This window comes from Clostridioides sp. ZZV14-6009 (genome assembly GCF_020658095.1).
GTDB lineage: Bacteria > Bacillota > Clostridia > Peptostreptococcales > Peptostreptococcaceae > Clostridioides.
Genome location: NZ_JAGWDG010000014.1, coordinates 1 through 20,748 on the forward strand (window position 1 = coordinate 1; position 20,748 = coordinate 20,748).

Annotated in this window: 15 protein-coding genes; 1 reads left to right on the plus strand and 14 read right to left on the minus strand. The window is 31.3% G+C overall.

Features of this window, described 5'->3' with window-relative positions; translation table 11 throughout:
- Positions 1–85: 85 nt before the first annotated feature.
- On the plus strand, positions 86–514 hold the full coding sequence (locus tag KGF36_RS15170) for a hypothetical protein (protein ID WP_227828393.1): 429 nt from the start codon (positions 86–88) through the stop codon (positions 512–514).
- A gap of 282 nt (positions 515–796) precedes the next feature.
- On the opposite strand, the gene secG is transcribed toward KGF36_RS15170, so the two are convergent.
- The 14 genes from secG to KGF36_RS15240 form a co-directional block, all read right to left on the minus strand.
- The gene (gene secG / locus KGF36_RS15175) at positions 797–1,021 is read right to left on the minus strand and encodes a preprotein translocase subunit SecG (RefSeq protein WP_003421948.1); all 225 of its coding nucleotides are present in this window, start codon (positions 1,019–1,021) and stop codon (positions 797–799) included.
- Between the two features lie 362 nt (positions 1,022–1,383).
- Positions 1,384–2,676 carry a phosphopyruvate hydratase gene (eno, locus tag KGF36_RS15180; protein WP_227433777.1) on the minus strand — a complete coding sequence of 431 codons (1,293 nt, stop codon included), beginning with the start codon at positions 2,674–2,676 and terminating at the stop codon, positions 1,384–1,386.
- Positions 2,677–3,093: 417 nt separating this feature from the next.
- Positions 3,094–4,623, minus strand: coding sequence for a 2,3-bisphosphoglycerate-independent phosphoglycerate mutase (gpmI, locus tag KGF36_RS15185; protein WP_413926888.1), 1,530 nt, complete (start codon positions 4,621–4,623; stop codon positions 3,094–3,096).
- Between the two features lie 11 nt (positions 4,624–4,634).
- The gene (gene tpiA, locus KGF36_RS15190) at positions 4,635–5,378 is read right to left on the minus strand and encodes a triose-phosphate isomerase (RefSeq protein ID WP_227433775.1); all 744 of its coding nucleotides are present in this window, start codon (positions 5,376–5,378) and stop codon (positions 4,635–4,637) included.
- 25 nt (positions 5,379–5,403) lie between these two features.
- Positions 5,404–6,606, minus strand: a complete 1,203-nt coding sequence (locus tag KGF36_RS15195; protein ID WP_227839635.1) for a phosphoglycerate kinase — start codon at positions 6,604–6,606, stop codon at positions 5,404–5,406.
- A 221-nt stretch (positions 6,607–6,827) separates the two neighbouring features.
- Positions 6,828–7,835, minus strand: coding sequence for a type I glyceraldehyde-3-phosphate dehydrogenase (gene gap / locus KGF36_RS15200; RefSeq protein WP_227433773.1), 1,008 nt, complete (start codon positions 7,833–7,835; stop codon positions 6,828–6,830).
- 59 nt (positions 7,836–7,894) lie between these two features.
- Positions 7,895–8,917 carry a sugar-binding transcriptional regulator gene (locus tag KGF36_RS15205; protein ID WP_227828390.1) on the minus strand — a complete coding sequence of 341 codons (1,023 nt, stop codon included), beginning with the start codon at positions 8,915–8,917 and terminating at the stop codon, positions 7,895–7,897.
- A 469-nt stretch (positions 8,918–9,386) separates the two neighbouring features.
- Positions 9,387–10,733 (minus strand): RNA polymerase factor sigma-54, encoded by a 1,347-nt coding sequence (gene rpoN, locus KGF36_RS15210; RefSeq protein ID WP_227828388.1) that lies wholly within the window; start codon positions 10,731–10,733, stop codon positions 9,387–9,389.
- A 151-nt stretch (positions 10,734–10,884) separates the two neighbouring features.
- The gene (xdh, locus tag KGF36_RS15215) at positions 10,885–13,446 is read right to left on the minus strand and encodes a selenium-dependent xanthine dehydrogenase (protein WP_227828387.1); all 2,562 of its coding nucleotides are present in this window, start codon (positions 13,444–13,446) and stop codon (positions 10,885–10,887) included.
- A complete protein-coding gene (gene hydA / locus KGF36_RS15220) occupies positions 13,440–14,831 on the minus strand; it encodes a dihydropyrimidinase (protein ID WP_227842374.1) in 1,392 nt (463 codons plus the stop codon). The genes xdh and hydA overlap by 7 nt, the downstream gene beginning before the upstream one ends.
- Before the next feature lie 280 nt (positions 14,832–15,111).
- Complete coding sequence (locus KGF36_RS15225; protein WP_227854828.1) at positions 15,112–16,221, minus strand: 4Fe-4S binding protein; 1,110 nt, start codon at positions 16,219–16,221, stop codon at positions 15,112–15,114.
- An 86-nt stretch (positions 16,222–16,307) separates the two neighbouring features.
- Positions 16,308–17,660: a nucleobase:cation symporter-2 family protein gene (locus KGF36_RS15230; protein WP_227828385.1), complete on the minus strand. Its 1,353-nt coding sequence runs from the start codon at positions 17,658–17,660 to the stop codon at positions 16,308–16,310.
- Between the two features lie 143 nt (positions 17,661–17,803).
- Positions 17,804–19,132, minus strand: coding sequence for a putative aminohydrolase SsnA (gene ssnA / locus KGF36_RS15235; protein ID WP_227854829.1), 1,329 nt, complete (start codon positions 19,130–19,132; stop codon positions 17,804–17,806).
- 27 nt (positions 19,133–19,159) lie between these two features.
- The gene (locus KGF36_RS15240; protein WP_227828383.1) at positions 19,160–20,743 is read right to left on the minus strand and encodes an N-acyl-D-amino-acid deacylase family protein; all 1,584 of its coding nucleotides are present in this window, start codon (positions 20,741–20,743) and stop codon (positions 19,160–19,162) included.
- Positions 20,744–20,748 lie beyond the last annotated feature (5 nt).

The following is a 20,748-nucleotide window of genomic DNA, read 5'->3' on the forward strand; positions in this document are numbered from 1 at the left end:
TAGCTTAGGCAAGGCGAGGTTCAGTGAAGAAGGAAAAATCTCGATATGGATATATTTGACCATATTTTGAGTAGCAGAAATATTAATGAAGAAAATACTCTATAGTATTACAATACTATTTCAAATTGCTTTTCTAATAGGATGTAAGGTCTTTGAAAAATATGCAAATACAAGAATGGGAATGCACAGGTGGGTCACATACACTAACAGAAACTTTGAAAGAGATTATCCTATTGAATCACTTAAAATAGCTCTAATAGGTATTCTTATCGCTTTTACTATAATTGCAATTATATTGCTAATTCAAAACACCATTTTAAAAAAGAACTATAATTTATTTGGTAAATTAATGGGGCTTTTGACAATAATAATCAACACTCTTTTATTAAAGTTTATATTAACAAATACACAATATACTAATAGTTCCTACTTTTTTTTAATAATGATGCTTAGTATGGTATCTATTTTGCAAATCATCAAGTTGATTGTGTATACTAGAATGATTAAAAATTAGATATATCAAAGCTATATATATCTAAACTAGATATTAAAAGCTAGATATTAGAAACTAGATATTAGAAACTGAATATTAAAAACTAGATATTAAAAAATTTATTTTATAAATATCTAACTCAATTCATAAAATAAAAGCTGGACTAATAATATAAAATCATTAGTCCAGCTTTTATTTTACGTACTTTTTTATGTTGACGTACTTTTATTAAAAACTAAATTTAATTTTTAAATGTAACCAAAATGCACTAATTAAATAATGGCCAGTTATTCAACAATATCACTACTTCTTAACTATAAGTAGTGCCAATGCATTTATAAAAAATAATACTGCTGTTATTTTTGTAACTCTAGCAAGAAATGCTTGTTTTCCTTTTGGTTTAAAGTAAGCTTGACTTCCTTCTCCACCAAACTCTGAAGGTAAAGCATTCTTAGAATCTTGAGGCATTATGCTAATTACTAGTAAAATCCCTAGTACTACTTGCACACCCATTAAAATGTTGCTCATTCTTGCCCCTCCTATCTTTTTATTACTTAAATTTCATTACTCTTTAGTGTATCACAATAATATAGTCATTTCAAGACTATTATGCTATAAATCACAAACAAAACTGGTATCAAACTGCTAGAAGATTTTACTGTATTTTTACATAGGAAAATTAATAAATTTTAGAAAGAAAAATATTTAAATCAAAATATATCTATAGTTTTGAATTATAGCAATTATTTCAAAGCTTTTATTTATTTTCTTCATAATAACTTAAATACAAAAAGGGATAAGTGCCTTGAAAAATCAATTAACACTCATCCCTTTTATTTCTTATAAGATAAACTTAAAATCTTTTATACTATCTTTTTAATCTTTGAAGACTATTTTTTTAAGTTATAGAAAGATTTTAATCCACAGTATCTAGCTTGTTCTCCAACCATTTCTTCTATTCTTAATAATTGGTTGTATTTAGCAACTCTATCAGTTCTTGATGGAGCACCAGTTTTTATTTGTCCAGCATTTACTGCAACAGCTAAATCTGCTATAGTAGAATCTTCAGTTTCTCCTGATCTATGAGATATAACAGCAGTGTATCCTGCTCTCTTAGCCATTTCTATTGCATCTAGAGTTTCAGTTATTGTACCTATTTGGTTAACTTTAACTAATATAGAGTTAGCTACTCCATTTTCAATTCCTTTTTCTAATCTTTCTGTATTAGTAACAAATAAGTCATCTCCAACTAATTGTAATTTGTTTCCTAATTTTTCAGTTAATAATTTCCATCCATCCCAATCTTCTTCATCTAAACCATCTTCTATAGTTATTATTGGGAAGTTGTTTGACCAGTCTTCATATAAAGCAACCATTTCAGCAGCAGTTAATTCTTTTCCTTCTCCAGCTAAAACGTATTTTTTAGTTTCTTTGTTATACATTTCTGTAGCAGCAACGTCAAGTCCTAACATAACATCTTCACCTGGCTTATATCCAGCTTTTGTTATAGCTTCAACTATTAATTCTAAAGCTTCTCTGTTTGAACCTAAGTTTGGAGCGAATCCACCTTCGTCACCTACACCACAAGCTAATCCTTTTTCTCCTAAAACTTTCTTTAATGAATGGAATACTTCTGCTCCCATTCTTAAACCTTCTTTAAAGCAACAAGCTCCTACTGGTAATATCATGAACTCTTGAACATCAACGTTATTATCAGCATGTTCTCCACCATTTAATATGTTCATCATTGGAACAGGTAATTGCTTAGCATTTACTCCACCTAAGTATTGGAATAATGGTAAACCTATTTCATCAGCAGCTGCTCTAGCTACTGCCATTGAAACACCTAAGATAGCATTAGCTCCTAATTTACCTTTGTTTGGAGTTCCATCTAATTCTATCATCATTGCATCTATAGCTGGTTGGTCAAATGCATCCATTCCTTCGATTTCTGGTGCTATTATTTCATTTACGTTAGCAACAGCTGTTTCTACACCTTTTCCTAAGTATCTTCCTTTGTCTCCATCTCTTAATTCAACAGCTTCAAAAGCTCCTGTAGATGCACCTGATGGAACTATTGCTCTTCCCATTGCTCCATCTTCTAATACTACTTCAACTTCTACAGTTGGATTTCCTCTTGAGTCTAATACTTCTCTAGCATATACTAATTCAATAACTGACATTTGTATATCTCCCTTCGATTTTTCTATTAGTTAAATTTTCATTTACTGTAAACATCCGTCTACTAGTTTTAATCTACTTATTATATTATAGTACAGAAAGTTATTTTTGAAAATTAGATACAAATTTATTTGATGGGTAAATTTGTAAAAGTTTCTATTTTTATTTTATTTTTTATAATTTTTAACTTATCTGTTATTCAAAATCAATCTTCAATACATAAATATATAGATAGATTTAAAACATAAAACACAAAATGTACAACTAATGATTCTAATAATTTTTGACTTTATATTTATAATATATATTAATTATTATTTTTTACATCATTTTATTTAAACTTTATAAAATGCACTCAAACTAAAATACTTTTTAAGTTTATTTTATTGTAAGTTACTATCCTACTTACTTAAATTTAACTATTTTGAAATAAGTGAATGACCAGTCATTTCTTCTGGTTTTTCTAACTTCATCATATCTAAAACAGTTGGCGCTATATCAGATAATCTTCCTGCATCTAATAATTTTGCACCTTCAAATTCTTGTCCAACAACCACAAATGGCACTGGATTAATAGAGTGGGCTGTTACAGTCTTTCCTGTTTGTGGGTCTAACATGTATTCAGCATTTCCGTGGTCAGCAGTTATTATTGCACTTCCACCTAGCTCTATTATTTTATCTACTAATTTTCCTACACAAGTATCTACAGTCTCAACAGCCTTTATAGCTGCTTCAATACTTCCTGTATGTCCTACCATGTCAGGGTTTGCAAAGTTTAAAACTATAAAGTCAAACTTATCTTCTCCTAGTTTTTCTAAAGCTTTGTCTGTTAATTCATATGCAGACATCTCTGGTTGTAAGTCGTAAGTTGCAACTTTTGGAGAAGGTATTAATAATCTCTCTTCACCTTTGTTTGGCTCTTCTACTCCACCATTGAAGAAGAAAGTAACATGTGCATATTTTTCAGTTTCAGCAGCTCTTAATTGAGTTTTTCCATTCTTAGCTAAATACTCACCTAGAGTGTTAGTTAAAGATTGTGGACCAAATGCTATATGCACTTCTTTTATAGTTATATCGTACTCTGTTAAACATACAAAGAAGTTTTTAATTTCTTCTCTTTTAAATCCATCAAACTCTTCACTTACTAAAGCTCTTGTTATTTGTCTTGCTCTATCTGGTCTGAAATTGAAGAATATAATTGAATCATTTTCTTTTATACTTCCAACTGCTTTATCATCTTTAACAATAACTGTTGGCATTATAAATTCATCATTTTTTCCATTATCATAAGAGTTTTGAATAGCTTCTTCAATAGAAGTTGCTTTTTCACCAATACCTCTAACCATAGCATTGTATGCAAGCTCTACTCTTTCCCATCTCTTATCTCTATCCATTGCATAGTATCTACCAGAAACTGTAGCAAATTCTCCTACTCCAATTTCATTCATACTAGATTGTACTTCCTTAGCATATTCCAATGCACTTTGAGGGTCAGTATCTCTACCATCAGTAAATGCATGAACATACACTTTTTCTACACCTTTATCTTTTGCCATTTTGATTATGGCTTTAAGATGGTCTATATGTGAATGTACTCCACCATCAGACAAAAGACCCATTACATGAAGAGAATGTTCTTTTGCATTGTCCATAGCTTCACATAAAACTTCATTATTAAAAAAGTCACCACCTTTTATAGATTTTGTTATTCTAGTTAAATCTTGATATACAATTCTACCTGCACCTATATTAGTATGACCAACTTCTGAATTTCCCATTTGACCATCAGGTAGACCAACATCAAGACCACTAGCATTTATTAATGTATTTGGATATTTTTTCATTATTCTGTCTAAATTAGGAATTTTGGATTCAGCAATTGCATTTCCCTTAACTTCCTTATTATATCCAAACCCGTCCATAATAATTAAAGCAACTGGTTTTTTCATCATTTCACTCCTTAGAAATTAACAAGGTCTAAATAGTCATTAGCAGCTAAACTAGCTCCACCTACTAAAGCTCCATCTATATCACTTTGACCCATTATTTCAGCTACATTTGAAGGTTTAACACTTCCACCATATTGTATTCTAACTTCATTAGCTAATTCTCCATATAATCCTTTTATAACTTCTCTTATATAAGATATAACATCATTCGCATCTTCAGCAGTTGCAGTTTTACCAGTTCCAATAGCCCAGATTGGTTCATATGCAACAACTACTTTTGCTAAATCATCTTTAAGAACATTCTCTAAAGCTTTTTCAACTTGAACTTTACAAACATCTTTAGTTTTTCCAGCTTCTCTTTGTTCTAAAGTTTCACCAACACATAGTATTGGGTCTATTTCTACTTCTAAAGCTTTTAAAACTTTTTTGTTTACAGTTTCATCAGTTTCATTGAAGTATTGTCTTCTTTCTGAATGTCCTATTATAACATAGTCCATATCTATTTCTTTTAACATAAGAGGTGAAACTTCTCCTGTAAATGCTCCTTTTTCTTCAAAGTGCATATTTTGAGCACCTATCTTTATATTTGTACCCTTAGTAGCTTCTTTTAAATCCTTCAATAAAGTAAATGGTGCACATATAACAGCTTCTGCTTTATCAGCATTAACTTTCCCTTTAACTTCATTTACAAACTCTAAAGCTTCTTTTATTGTTTTATGCATTTTCCAGTTTCCTGCAATTATAGGTTTTCTCATTTTACAATCTCCTCTATATAGTAGTTTATTTATTATCTAATGCTGCAATACCTGGTAATTCTTTACCTTCTAAAAATTCTAGTGATGCTCCTCCACCTGTTGATACGTGAGTCATCTTATCACCAAACCCTAATTGATTAACTGCTGCTGCACTATCTCCACCACCAATTACAGTAGTTGCATCAGTTAATTCTGCCATAGCTTTAGCTACTGATAGTGTTCCATTTGCAAAGTTTTCAAATTCAAATACTCCCATTGGTCCGTTCCATACTACAGTTTTTGATTCTTTTATAGTTTTTACAAAGTTTGCTATAGTCTTAGGTCCCATATCTAGTCCCATATAATCTTCTTTTACATTAGCATCTTCTGTTACTATTGGAGTTGCATCTGGTGCAAAGTGGTCTGCCATAACAACATCTACTGGTAATAATAAATTAACGCCTTTTGCCTTAGCTTTTTCCATCATTTCTTTTGCATATTCTACTTTATCTATTTCAAGTAAAGATGTACCTACTTCATAACCTTGAGCTTTTAAGAATGTATAAGCCATTCCTCCACCTATTATTAGATTATCAACTTTTTCTAATAGTTCATTTATAACAGCTAATTTATCAGAAACTTTAGCTCCTCCAAGTATAGCTGTAAATGGTCTTACAGGATTTGCAACAGCTTCTCCTAAGAATTTTAATTCTTTTTGAATTAAGTATCCACAAACTCTCTCTTGTAAAAATTCTCCTGCTCCAACTGTTGAACAATGTGCTCTATGAGCAGTTCCAAATGCATCATTTACAAATATTTCAGCAAGTGAAGCTAATTCTTTAGAGTAGTTTTCTTCGTTTTTAGTTTCTTCTTTTCTATATCTAGTATTTTCTAATAATACTACATCTCCGTTTTCCATTTTTTCAGTAGCTTTTTTTGCATTTTCTCCTACAACATTATCATCTGCTGCAAATACAACTTCTTTACCTAACATTTCAGATAATCTCTTTGCAACTGGTGCTAAAGATAATTCTGGTTTAGCTTCTCCTTTTGGTTTTCCTAAATGAGAACATAATATAACTTTTGCTCCTTTAGAAATTAAATATTGAATTGTTGGTAAAGCTCCGTTTAATCTATTTTCATCAGTAATTACACCATCTTGTAATGGTACATTAAAGTCACATCTCACTAATACTTTTTTCCCGCACACATCAATATCTTCTATAGTTTTTTTGTTTAGCATTGACATAAATATCTCTCCTTTTAATAAAGTAATTTTTTATTGCCAAGTATAATATAGTACATACTTTTACCCTATTAAATATATCATATTATCATATTTTTATATATAGTATGTAACATTATTTAGGTGTATTTTATATATTTTTTCTTAAAAAAAGTCCAGAGTCCGTAGTGTTAAACTACAAACTCGGACTTTGTCAATCTACTTTTCTATTTTCTAAAAGCTGACTATTTTGCTAATTGTGCAAAGTATCCTAAAGTTCTTATTAATTGAGAAGTATAAGACATTTCATTGTCATACCAAGAAACAACTTTAACTAATTGTTTTCCATCTACTTCCATAACTTTTGTTTGAGTAGCGTCAAATAATGAACCATAGCTTATTCCGATTATATCAGAAGATACTAACATTTCTTCAGTGTATCCGAAAGATTCGTTTGAAGCTTCTTTCATAGCTGCATTTATTTCTTCAACTGTAACATTTTTTCCTAATGTACAAACTAATTCAGTTATTGAACCAGTTACAACTGGTACTCTTTGTGCTGCTCCATCTAATTTTCCTTTTAATGCAGGTATTACTAGACCGATTGCTTTTGCAGCTCCTGTAGTGTTTGGAACTATGTTTCCAGCAGCAGCTCTAGCTCTTCTTAAATCACCTTTTGGATGAGGACCATCTAAAGTGTTTTGGTCATTAGTGTATGCATGTATAGTAGTCATTAATCCTTTTTCTATACCGTATTTATCATTTAATACTTTAGCCATTGGAGCTAAACAGTTAGTTGTACAAGAAGCTCCTGATATAACTGTTTCAGAACCATCTAATATGTCACTGTTTGTGTTGAATACTATTGTTTTTAAATCTCCAGTTGCTGGTGCAGATATAACAACTTTTTTAGCTCCTGCTTGTATATGAGCTTCTGCTTTATCTTTAGAAGTAAAGAATCCTGTACATTCTAATACTATATCTACTCCTAATTCAGCCCATGGTAGGTCAGCAGGATTTCTTTCTGCTGTTACTTTTATTTCTTTTCCGTTTACTATAAAAGCACCTTCTTTAACTTCTATTTCACCGTTAAATCTTCCTTGAGCTGTATCATATTTAAATAAATGAGCTAACATTTTAGCATCTGTTAAGTCGTTTATTGCAACAACTTCAAACTTATCTTGTTGCTCCATCATTTTTCTTAATGCTAATCTTCCTATTCTTCCAAATCCATTTATAGCTACTTTAACCATTTTCGCTACCTCCTATAAAGTAAATGTATGTTGTCTAGCTCTATGCTAGTTCTTGACTTTTATAATAATGACAATATCTTATAAGCACTTTCTTCATCTGTTACAAGAACCATGTTTTTATGCATATTTGATATGGCTAATAAGGCTTCTACCTTTTCTGTTCCTGCAAAGATTGCAATAGTTTCTTTTACTTCTTTAACTGTCTCTAAATCAATTCCAACAGTATTTAATTTGTAAACTATTTCTCCATCTTTGTTGAAATAATATCCAAATGCTTCTCCAACTGCATTTTTAGATAATATCTCGTTAACTTTATCTTCTGGAAGTTTTCTTCTCTTTGCCATGACATCTGCTCTACCTATGCTGAAAACTAAAATGTCTGTTCTTTTAATATACTCCAAAGTTGTCTTAATCTCTGGCACTTGGCTAAGAGTTTTCATTGCACTCTCGTCCAGCTCATCTGGTATATGTAAAAGTTTGCAATTAGAGTGTAATTTCTTACTTACTGAAGCAACTATACTATTAGACTGCATCTCTACATCAGTTCCCATGCTTCCTCTAGCTGGCACTATTGTAGAATTTGGATACCTTTTATCAGTTTTAATAACGTTTGAAAACTCCAACATAGTGCTTCCCCCTGTTATTGAAACGATATCTCCATCTTTTAAAATACTTAAGAAATGCTCACATCCATATCTAGTTACATCTTTTAGTAAGCTTCCATTTTCATCACAGCTTCCAGGAACTAGTATTACCTTTTTTATTCCAAGCTTTTCTCTGACCCTATCTTGTAACTTAGACAATCCCATGATGTCACTCATGATGTCTTTAAGTTTATCTAACAAATCAGAACCTTCTTTAGTGATAGTCATTCCAGATACAGCAACATCTATAAGTCCTTGTTCTTTTAAAAACTCTGTTTCTGACCTAATTATTCTTTCACTAATTTCTAATACATTTGATAAAGTTCTTCTACCTATTGGTTCACTTAAAGATATTTGTCTTAAAATAGAGTATCTTCTTTCCATAAGTTCAATTGCCTGTGGAATTAGTTTCTTTTGAATTTCTAATAAGTTCTTCATAACATACTCCTTATTGCTTTCCTTTAGGGACTTTTTTTGTCCCTAGTGTTTATTTCAGTCCCACAAGATAATTTTATTTTATAGGATTTGCGTATAGATTTCAATAGTTTTTCAAAAACTTTTTTATTTTTTTGTTTTATAGCAATTTCTCCACCATTTTCAAAGTACAGTATTTTTTCTTTTTTATATAATATTTTTTCCATATATTTTTATGGTTTTTATTCTAATATTTTGACTCAATCTTATATGTTCTACTCTGCTAGATTCTATATGTCTTTGTTTTTATACTTTATGTTTTTATTTTTATATTCTCAAAATTAACAATAACAGTTTATTTATCTCTGTATTTTTAACTCTAGTTATCGTTATAATTCCTGATTTTTTCCTAATATTTAATTTTCTTTCCAATACTTAAATTCATTTATATAATGCTCATTTGTCTTGTAATTGGCCTTTTCCCCTTATTTTACTAAAATTCTTTTCTCTTACTTGAAGACAAAATTCCTAATTCTTCACGATACTTGGCAACTGTTCTTCTTGCAACATTGATTCCTTTTTCTTTTAATAGCTTAGATATATGGTCATCACTTAAAGGTTTCTTTTTATTTTCGTCTTTTATTGTTTCCTTTATAATTTTTTTTATGCTTGTACTAGATGCCATTTCATGGTTTTCTGTTTCAATAGCACTACTGAAAAAGTATCTAAATTCATATACTCCAAAAGGTGTCAGCATATATTTCCCATTTACACCTCTACTTATAGTAGATTCATGAAAATCTAATTTTTCTGCTATGTCTTTCATTTTTAAAGGCTTTATATATTTTGTTCCTTTTCGCAAAAATTCATCTTGTGCTTTTACTATTTCTTCTGCAATTCTAAGTACTGTAGTCTTTCTACTTTCTATATTTTTCATAAGCCCTGTTGCTGAATTTAGTCTTTCTTTTATAAATTCTTTTGCACTTTCATCAGACTGTGAATTTTTTAGTATGTCTTTATAATAACTGTTTATTTTTATTTGATAGGAGTCTTTTTCATTTAAATATACAATAAATTCATCATCAATTTTTTCAACTGTTACATCTGGTTGGATATATACACTTTTTTCTACTGAACATGTTCTTCCTGGCTTAGGGTCTAATGTCTTAATTATATTTATTAGTTCAACGCATTTTTGTAGTGACATATTGTATTTTTTGCTTATCTCTTTATATTTATTATTTGCAATTAAATTTAAGTCTTTTGTAACGATTTCCTCTAAAATTTCATTATATATTCCTAAGCTTGCCATTTGAATCATCAGACATTCAGAAAGACTTCTTGCACCTACTCCACTAGGTTCCAATTGCTGAACACTAATTAAGCATTTTTCAAAAAATTCTTCATCTATCTTTAAAGTATCAACAATTACTTTTTCCTCAGTTCTCAAATATCCATCCTCATCTAAGCTATCAATTATATATTCACAGACTTCCATTTGTTTATCTGTTAGCTTATATAGGCTTATCTGAAACTTCAAATCCTCATATAAATTTGACGAATATTTAACTAAATTTTCTAGATTAACTTCATTGTCGGGATTATAACTTATTTCTGTTCTATCTAAACGTCTTGATTTTTCCATATCTTTTATATATTCTTCCCAATTTATTTCCCCACTTTTCTCAACTTCGACTAATGGGTTATTCTCTGCTTCCCTTTTAATCTCTTCTTCTAACTCTAACTTACTCATATTTAATATTGATAATGATTGCTTAAGTTGTGTAGTCATTATTAGCTTCTGAGACTGAGTTAACTCTAGACTATTATTAAAATTCATTTTGCTCACCTCTCAATTTTATTAAACTTATTTTATAAAAGAAAAACCCTCCTGTATATGTATATTCTATCATTTAAAATATACCTTATGCAAAAGGGTTTTTTTTATTTACAATTTAATTGATTTTTTTTATTTAATATTTATTTTTTTGTTATTTTTTTTTACTATATGGCGTATTTTGAAGTGGTAGTTCAGTTCTAAACTCTTTATCAAATACATAATAAGCATTTTGCACTGCTGGTGCAGTAGGAACTGTACAAATCTCTCCTACACCTTTTGCTCCATACGCCAATAAATCTTTGTTTTTTTCAACTATTACAGCTTGTATTTCTGGTATATCTGTAGATTTAAATAAGCCTAATGTACCAAATTTAGCTGTAGGCACAGAGTTAACTACTGGGTAATCCTCTGTTAAGGCATATCCAAGACCCATAACAACTCCACCTTCTATTTGCCCTTCTAAACTGATTGGGTTTATAGCTCTTCCTACGTCATGTGCTGCTACTACTTTTTCTAATTTTCCATTTTCATCTAGCATTACAACTTGTGTTGCATATCCATAAGCTACATGGCTTACTGGATTTTCTTTATCAGAACCCATTTTGTCTGTAACACTTGCATATTCTCCGTAAAATTCTTCTCCCTCTAAATCAGACAATACTTTACCAGTTGCTAAAGCTTCTTTTAACTTAATTGATGCAACCTTAGTAGCTTCCCCTGTAAACACGGTCTGTCTTGAAGCTGTAGTATTACCAGAGTCTGGTGTCAAGTGAGTATCTGGAACTTCATGTACTATGTTTTCAGGTAGTAAATTAGCAGTTTCACAAACCACTTGAGTCATAACAGTACCAAGACCTTGACCTATACAAGAAGCACTTGTTCTTATATGAACTTTGCCATCTTTTATTACCAATCTACATCTTCCCACATCAGGTATACCTACCCCTACACCACTATTTTTCATTGCACAAGCTATACCTGCACGTGGGTGTTTTTCATACTCTTCTTTTACAGCTTCTAATGTTTCTGCCATTGCTGTTCCTTCATCTGCAAATTGACCATTTGGTAAAACTTGACCAGGTCTTATTGCATTTTTATATCTTATTTCCCAAGGTGATATTCCAGCCATTTCAGCAAGTAAATTTAGATTACATTCTGTAGCAAAACAACTTTGTGTAACTCCAAAACCTCTAAATGCTCCCCCAGGAGGATTATTAGTATATACTGCTGTTCCAGTTATATCAATATCCTGATAATTGTATGGTCCTGCTGCATGAGTACATAATCTTTGTAATACTGGCCCTCCAAGAGATGCATAAGCACCTGTATCAGATATTATAGTTGCTTTCATACCTGTTAGATATCCATTTTCATCACATGCTGTTGTAAATTCCATTTCTGTAGCGTGTCTTTTTGGATGAACAATAATACTTTCTTTTCTTGTAAGCTGTACTTTTACAAATCTCTTTGTGTGGTATGCAAGTAAGGCTGCATGGTGTTGAACACTCATATCTTCTTTTCCACCAAATCCGCCTCCTACCATCTTATTTATCACTCTTACTTTTTCATGTGGTAATCCTAACATATCTGCACATTCATGTTGAGTAGCAAATACTCCTTGGTCTGTTGAGTAAATTATTACTCCATCTTCTTCATAAGGACCTGCTACTGCACATTCAGGTTCTAAAAATGCATGTTCTGTTGCAGGTGTAGTGTATTTTTTAGTTACAACATATTTTGAATTCCTTATTTTTTCTTCAGCATTTCCTCTTACTAAGTGTTCCTTAACAAGTACATTACCTGTTTCATGTATCTTTGGAGCATCTTCTTTAAGAGCCTCTGCTGTAGTACTTAAAGGTGTCAATTCTTCATAATCTATCTTAACTAGTTTTTTCGCTTCTTCTAATGCTTCTCTAGTTTCTGCTGCTACTAAAACTATTCCATCTCCTAAATATCTAGTTATTTCACCTTCTGGGATTAATGTATCCCAATCTTTCTTTAAGTGACCTACTTTTATAGTTCCTGGAATATCTTTAGCTGTAAGAACTGTAACAACTCCTGGATAAGCTTTTGCTTCTTCTATATCTATCTTTTTAACTAACGCTCTTGGATATTTAGCTCTAACTGCTGAACCATAAATCATACCTTCTAATCTTATATCATCTACATATTCAGAGTATCCAAGTGTTTTACCTACTGCATCAACTCTGTGAAGACTTTCACCAACTAGACCTTTGCAGTTTACTTTTGGCACATCTATATCTTCTCTAAATATCTTTGCTGCCAAACTCACAGCTTTAATTATTTTTACATAACCTGTACATCTACATATATTACCTTTTAAAGCTTTTTTTATGTCATCTTCAGTAGGATTATTATTAACGTCTATAAGTGCTTTTGAACTAATTACCATACCTGGGATGCAAAATCCACATTGAACAGCTCCTTGGCTGGCAAAAGAATATGCAAAAACATCTCTTTCTCTTTCTGATAATCCTTCTATAGTTGTTATATTTTTTCCAGCTAATTTATCAGTTTTAAATACACATGCTTTGGTTGCTTTACCATCTATTATAACCATACAAGTTCCGCAAGCACCTTCTGAACAGCCATTTTTAACTGAAGTTATATTCATATCTTCTCTAAGGAAGTCTAAAAGTTTTTTACCTTCTTTTGCAACAACTTTCTCTCCGTTTAATATAAATTCTACCATTCTCTAGCCTCCTCTGTTAGACGCCTTTTTATATATCTCCCACTTGGAGTATTACAAATTAATTCTCCCTCTCTAACAACTTCTTTTCCTCTTAAATAAACATGTTCTATTTGACAATCTACTTCATAACCTTCATAAGGCGTATAATCTACATTTTGTAATTGTTTTTTTGCTTCTATTTTAGATTTTTTATTTGGATTTAAAACTAATATATCTGCATCACTACCTATTTCTATAGTGCCTTTTTCAGGATACATTCCAAACAATTTAGCGGCATTAGTTGATGTTACCTCTACCATCTTGTTGATAGATATTTTATTTTTACAGACTCCATATGTGTATAAAAGACTCATCCTATGTTCCACACCTGGAGAACCATTAGGAATTTTACTGAAATCGTTTATTCCAAGTTCCTTTTGCCCCTTATAATTAAAAGAACAGTGGTCTGTACCTATAGTATCTATTTGATTATTTAAAATAGCATTCCATAAAATTTCATTATTTTCTTTATCTCTTAAAGGTGGTGACATTACATATTTAGCACTTTCAAATCCATCTAAATCGTATAATTCATCACTTAATAGAAGGTATTGAGGACAAGTTTCAACTATCACATCTACTCCTCTTTGCTTAGCTTTTAGAACTTCTTCCAAAGATTCTTTACAACTTAGGTGAACAACATACACCTTAGAATTTGCAACTTCTGCTATCTTCATAAGTCTTGAAGTAGCTTCTGCTTCTAATATAGCTGGTCTAGTTAATTGATGATATTTTGGAGATAAGTTATTTTCTTCTTTTGCTTTATCCACAAGTTCACATATTATATCCCCATTTTCACAATGGAATCCAATAATTCCTCCTACTTCTTCTGCTTTTCTCAAAGCTTCAAAGATAACACCATCATCAACTTGAAGGCTTCCTTTATATGCCATATACAATTTAAATGAAGATACTCCTTCTTTCACCATATCTTCCATTTCATTACAAATTGAAGCATTCCAATCTGTTATAGCCATGTGAAAACCATAGTCTGAATAAGATTTATCTCTAGCTTTTTCATGCCATTCATCTAATCCTTCTTTTAAAGAACAACCTCTCGATTGTGTAGCAAAATCTAAGATAGTAGTAGTACCTCCAGCTATTGCAGCTTTTGTTCCTGTTTCAAAGTTATCTGCTGTCTTAGTAGTTCCTGTATCTAAGTCAAAGTGAGTGTGTGTATCTATACCTCCTGGTATAACATAAGAATCACTAACATCAACTATTTCATCATTTTCTTTTGATATATCAACACCTATATCAACTATTTTCTCATTTTCTATTCTTACATCTGCACAGTAAGTTTTTTCACTTGTTACTACTTTCCCACCTTTTAAAACAATTCCCATATAGACTCCACCTTACTTATAACGTATCAATTTATTTTATCTGAAGAAATTAACTTAAAGTAATTTGACTATTGCACTTATACACAATAAATCTATATTTAGATTAAACCAATATCTAATTAAATTAATATTTAGTTAAACTAATGTTTAGTTAAATCAACTCAATAAAATTATTAACTTCATGTTGTATTATTAAAATATAATACTTGCTTATCTAATATATTTTATTATCCTAATATATCTATTACTCTAAGTTAATTACTAAAATTCTATATATTTATTATTCATTAACAGCTTCTACTTGATTGTAGCAAATGCTTAAAGCTCCTTTTGGACATCTAGTTACACATAATCCACAACCAAAGCACTTATCCACATCTATATTTAATTTATCTGTAACTTCTAGAGCTTCATATACACAGCTTGTTACACATTGTTTACATTTGATACACTTATTATCATCTACAACTGGAGCTACTGCATGAGTTCTAAATCCTCTAGCTGCCATTTTCTTATGAGTTAATCCTTTGATTTCATTAACATCAGCATATCCATTTTCATCTAAGAAATCATTTAATTCTTTAGCAATTTTTCCATATATAGAAGGCCCTTTAAGGATTGCTTCTGTACATACTTGAACAGCACTTGCTCCTGCCATCATCATTTCAGCTACATCTTTTCCACAAGTTATTCCACCAACACCTATAATTGGTATATTTACAACTTGAGAAGCTTCATATATACATCTTATTGCAAGTGGTCTTATTGGAGCTCCTGATAGCCATCCATATCCAGCTTTACTTCCCATTATAGGGTATCCTGTGTTTACATCTATTGCCATACATGGTCCAAATGAGTTTATCATTACAAGTCCGTCTGCTCCTGCTTCTTCAACAGCTTTTGCAATAGTTTGAATATCAGTATGAGGACTCATTTTCATAAATACTGGTACATCTAAAACAGCTTTTGCAGCTTTTAAAGCATTTACTATTGGAGCAACGTCTGTACCTACATAATGAGTAGATAATTCAACTGCATCTGCATAAGGTTTTACTAAAGGTGCAACCTCAGCTATTTGTTCTGCTGAATATCCCATACTTACTATTACTGGAAGACCTGCTGCTTTTACTTTTTTGTATTCTTCTTCTATCCATTGTTCTTTTGGAAGCTCTGACCATAATTCTGTGTTTAAGAAACCACTGTTAGTTTTTGCCATACATGGTCTTGGTACATCTGCTGCTAATACAGATATAGTTTTTGTACATATAGCTCCTGCTCCACCTTTTGCTGCCTCTTGACAGAGATCACCATCTTTTGCTCCAGGACCTGCCGCTGTCATAACTGGATTTAAGAATTCCATTCCATATAAATTAACTTTTAAATTAGCCATATTATTATCTCTCCCTTAATTAAATATATTTTTTAATATTTAGCTTAGATACTCTTTTGTCTATGTTGCTTTTCGTTTATTTCATCTTATTTTGCTTCTTCAGTCTTAGGAGTTTTTTCCTTTTTTGAACCTAATTCATTGAAGAATATATTTAAAAGTACTGCTGATAAACTTCCTGTTGTTATTCCACTGTGAAATATCGTTTGCACCCAAGTTGGAAAATTATGATAGAAATCAGGATTTGTCAGTGGTATCATAGATAACCCAACACTAACTGCTACTATCACTCCATTTTTAGTTCCATCAAATTTTACTTTACTTAGAGTTTTTACTCCTCCAACCATTACCATTCCAAACATTGCAAATCCTACTCCTCCAAGAACAGGCTTAGGTATTGCTCCTATTATGGCTGCAAACTTTGGTAAGAAACCAAGCACTAGCAATATTACCCCTGCATAAACTGCAATAAATCTTGATTTTATACCTGTAAGCCCAACAATTCCTGTATTTTGACCAAATGGAGTTATTGGGAATGAATTAAATATCCCAGATAAAGCTGTAGATATTCCATCTCCAAATAGACCTCTTTTAATATTTTTACCAGTTACCTCTTTGTCTACCATTTCGTGAATAGCTATCATATTACCAACTGATTCTGTCATAAGTACTAACATAATTAAGCATAATGATAATATTGCAGATGGTTCAAATCTAGGCATTCCAAATTTTAAAGGCACATTTAGATTAAGCCATCCAACACCATTTACTGCACTAAAATCAGCCATTCCAACTGCCATAGAAAGTAATGTACCAAGTACTATACCTACCAATATCGCTGTACTATTCCAAATTCCTTTTAAGAATTTAAATGAAAGTAAAGTTATCGCCAATACTGCTAAAGCTAATGCTAATGAGTTTGGTTCAACCGCTTCCAATTTGTTGTCAGTTATCCACTTTATCCCAACTGGGAATAGTGAAATACCTATTACCATAACAACTGTTCCAGTAACTACACTAGGGAAAAATCTTATCAGTTTTTCAAATACTGGAGCAAGTAATATACAAAACAGTCCAGCTACTATTACAGAGCCAAATACTGTCTGTATTGCAACTTGAGAATCACTATATGATGAGGCTATTGCTGTCATACCTGCCACAGCGGCAAAACTAGTTCCTTCAATTACTGGTATTTTAGCGCCTACAATATTTCCTATACCAACACTTTGTATGAGTGTTCCTATACCTGCCATAAACAAGCAAGCATTTATTAAAAAAACAATACTAGCATGATCTAGTCGTGCAGCACTTCCTATCATCATAGGAACTGCTACCGCTCCTGCACACATTGCTAAAACGTGCTGTAGTGAAAATACCCAAGATTTGGATACAGGTAACCTTTCATCTACTGGAGCTATTTTAGGGCTTTCATTTTGAGACATGTTGGGTCTCCCTTCTATATTTAGTTTAATATTCTATTCCATATATTTTTTATCTATATACTTCATTTAAATTCTACTTTTGTCTAAATTCTATTCTTAACAGTTAAGTTCTTGTTTCTTACTTGTATGTTAATATCAATTATTTAGATTCTACTCCATAGGTTTTGACTTAGTTCTCTACTCTTAGCTAGAATACTTTCTTCATCAATGTTTACTAATTTTCTGTCTTTCATAAGTACTTTTCCATTTATAATAGTTGTGTCCACACTTCTTCCACTCATTCCAAATATGATGTGTCCCCCTATTGTGTTTTCTGTCAATGGAGTGTGTGGTATATAATCAACTACTATAACATCTGCATAAGCTCCTTTTTTAAGTATGCCTAGGTCATTTTTATAATAAGCTTTTGCTATTTTTTTATTGTTATCAAATAACATTGTTTGTGATTCTCCAAATCCAACTCTTGGGTCACTCAAGCGGTGTTTATGAATTATATTAGCAACTTTTAACGATTCAAACATATCACTAGTGTATCCATCAGTTCCTAGACCTACTGTAACATCTCTTTTTAGTAATTCTATTGCAGGAGAACATCCAACTGCATTTCCCATATTAGATTCTGGATTATGAACTACAAAGGTATTTGTTTTATTTAAAAGATTGATTTCATCTGTACTTATATATATACAATGAACTGCTATAGTCTTTTCTTTTAGCACACCAAAATCATTAAATCTTTCTAAAACTCTTTTTCCATATTTATCTACATTGTATTGTAAGTCTGCTAATCCTTCAGCAACATGTACATGATAACCTGTATCAAGACCAGCCATTTCTGAAGCACACTTATTTAATGTATCATCAGACAATGTAAATGCAGCATGAAGACCAAACATTCCCTGTATCATGTCTGTATCATCTTTTTGAGCATATTTTATGAAATTTACATTTTCATTGATGCCTTGTTGTATTGTATCTCCACCATCTCTATCAGATACCTCATAACAAAGGCATGTTCTTATCCCCAAATCTTTTGCAACATCTGATATTGTAAATAAACTACCTTCAATTGCATTTGGACTTGCATGATGGTCATAAACTGTTGTGACACCATTTTTTATACATTCTATATAAGTTGCATATGCACTGTATTTTGTATCTTCTAGTGTAAGTTGTTTATCAAGTCTCCACCATAAATTGTTTAATATTTCTAAAAAGTTTTCAGATGGTTTTCCTGGAACTGCCATACCTCTAGCAAATGAACTGTATATATGCATATGTGAATTTATTAGACCAGGCATGATTATCTTCTTGCCTGCATCTATAAATTCATGTACTGGATATTTCGCTTTCATTTCCTCAGTAGTACCTATATCTTCAATCAGATTGTCATTTATTACAACACATCCATCTTCCATATAGGGATTTAAAGAATCTTGGCTTATTAGCCTCCCATTCCCCACTAAAATCATAAATTTATTCCTCCTTAAAGCTAAGATTTAATTTTTAAGTACTTTTCCTGCTTTAATTTTATTGTATTTTCCTTCTTCAACAACACAATTTCCATTTATAATTACATAATCTATACCTGTAGGATATTGCATAGAATTGATAAAATCATCACATCCACTAACTGTATCCTTGTCAAATATAACTATGTCTGCAAAATATCCTTCTTTTAGTTCCCCTCTATCTTTTATACTAAAGCTTACTGCTGCTTTTTTAGTCATTTTGTAAACAGCTTCTTCAACTGTTAGTACATTTAATTCTCTAACATATCTTCCTAGTATTTTAGGGAAAGAACCATATGCTCTTGGATGTGGCTTACCTGCTAAAAGACCATCTGTACATACATTTTGTTCGTCTCTTTTCATAAAACCTATTATATGTTCTTCTAATCCATAGAAATCTACCATTCCAACTGCATTTTCTTCTTCTTTCAATAAATCAAACGTTGCATCTAATGGGTCTTTGCCTCTCATCTTTCCAATTTCTAGTAGGCTTTTACCAATTGTATCTTGATTTTTTTCTGTCTTTACACTTGTTACAAAGATTTGGTCTATTCCAGCAAATTCTATAAAGTTATCCCAACCTTCGATTCCATTTGCTATATCTTTTTTCATTTTTGCTCTTTCGTTTTCATCACTTAATCTTTCTATTAATTTATCAGTTCCTCCTGAATGTGCCCATGGAGGTAAAACTACTCCAAGCATTGTACTTCCAGCTGCATAAGGATATTGGTCAAATGATACTCTTATACCTTCTTTTTCTGCTTTTTCTAAAAGTTCTATAACTTGAGGTATATACTTCCAATTTGATTTACCACAAACCTTGAAGTGTGAGAAGTGAACTTTTACTCCTGATTGTTTTCCAATTTCTATAATTTCTTCCATTGATGTTAAAATCGTATCTGCTTCACTTCTTTGATGAACTACAAATACTCCATCGTATTTTGCTACTACTTTACACATCTCTATAATTTCTTCTGTCAATGAATACGCACAAGGTATATATATAAGTCCAGTTGACAATCCTATAGCTCCTGCCTTTAATTCTCTTTCTGTGATTTCACACATCTTTTGAATTTCCTCTTTAGTGGCAGGTCTATCTTCAAGTCCCATTGCTTCCATTCTTACGTTTCCATGAGGTACTAAATAAGTTTCATTTAATCCCACCCCATTTTCGTCCATCATTTTCAAATAATTTTCTGTTGTTTCATATTTCCAATCAATTTCATCACTTTCACCATCTAGGCCTGCTAAATTTTTTCTCCAAGAAGATATATGCTCTTGAGGTAGAGGGGCCATAGATATTCCATCTTGGCCCAACACTTCTGTTGTAATTCCCTGTCTAATCTTTACCTCATTATATGGATTAACTAAAATCACTAGGTCTGAATGGCTATGAGTATCTATGAAACCTGGACATATAACTCTACCTTTTGCATCTATAACTTTGTCAGCTTCTTCGTTTAAATCCTGTGATATTTTTAATATTTTTTCGTTTTCTATTAAAATATCCCCTTCATATGCTGGTGTTTTATTGCCATCTACTATAAGCCCATGTTTTATTAAAGTTCTCACAAAAC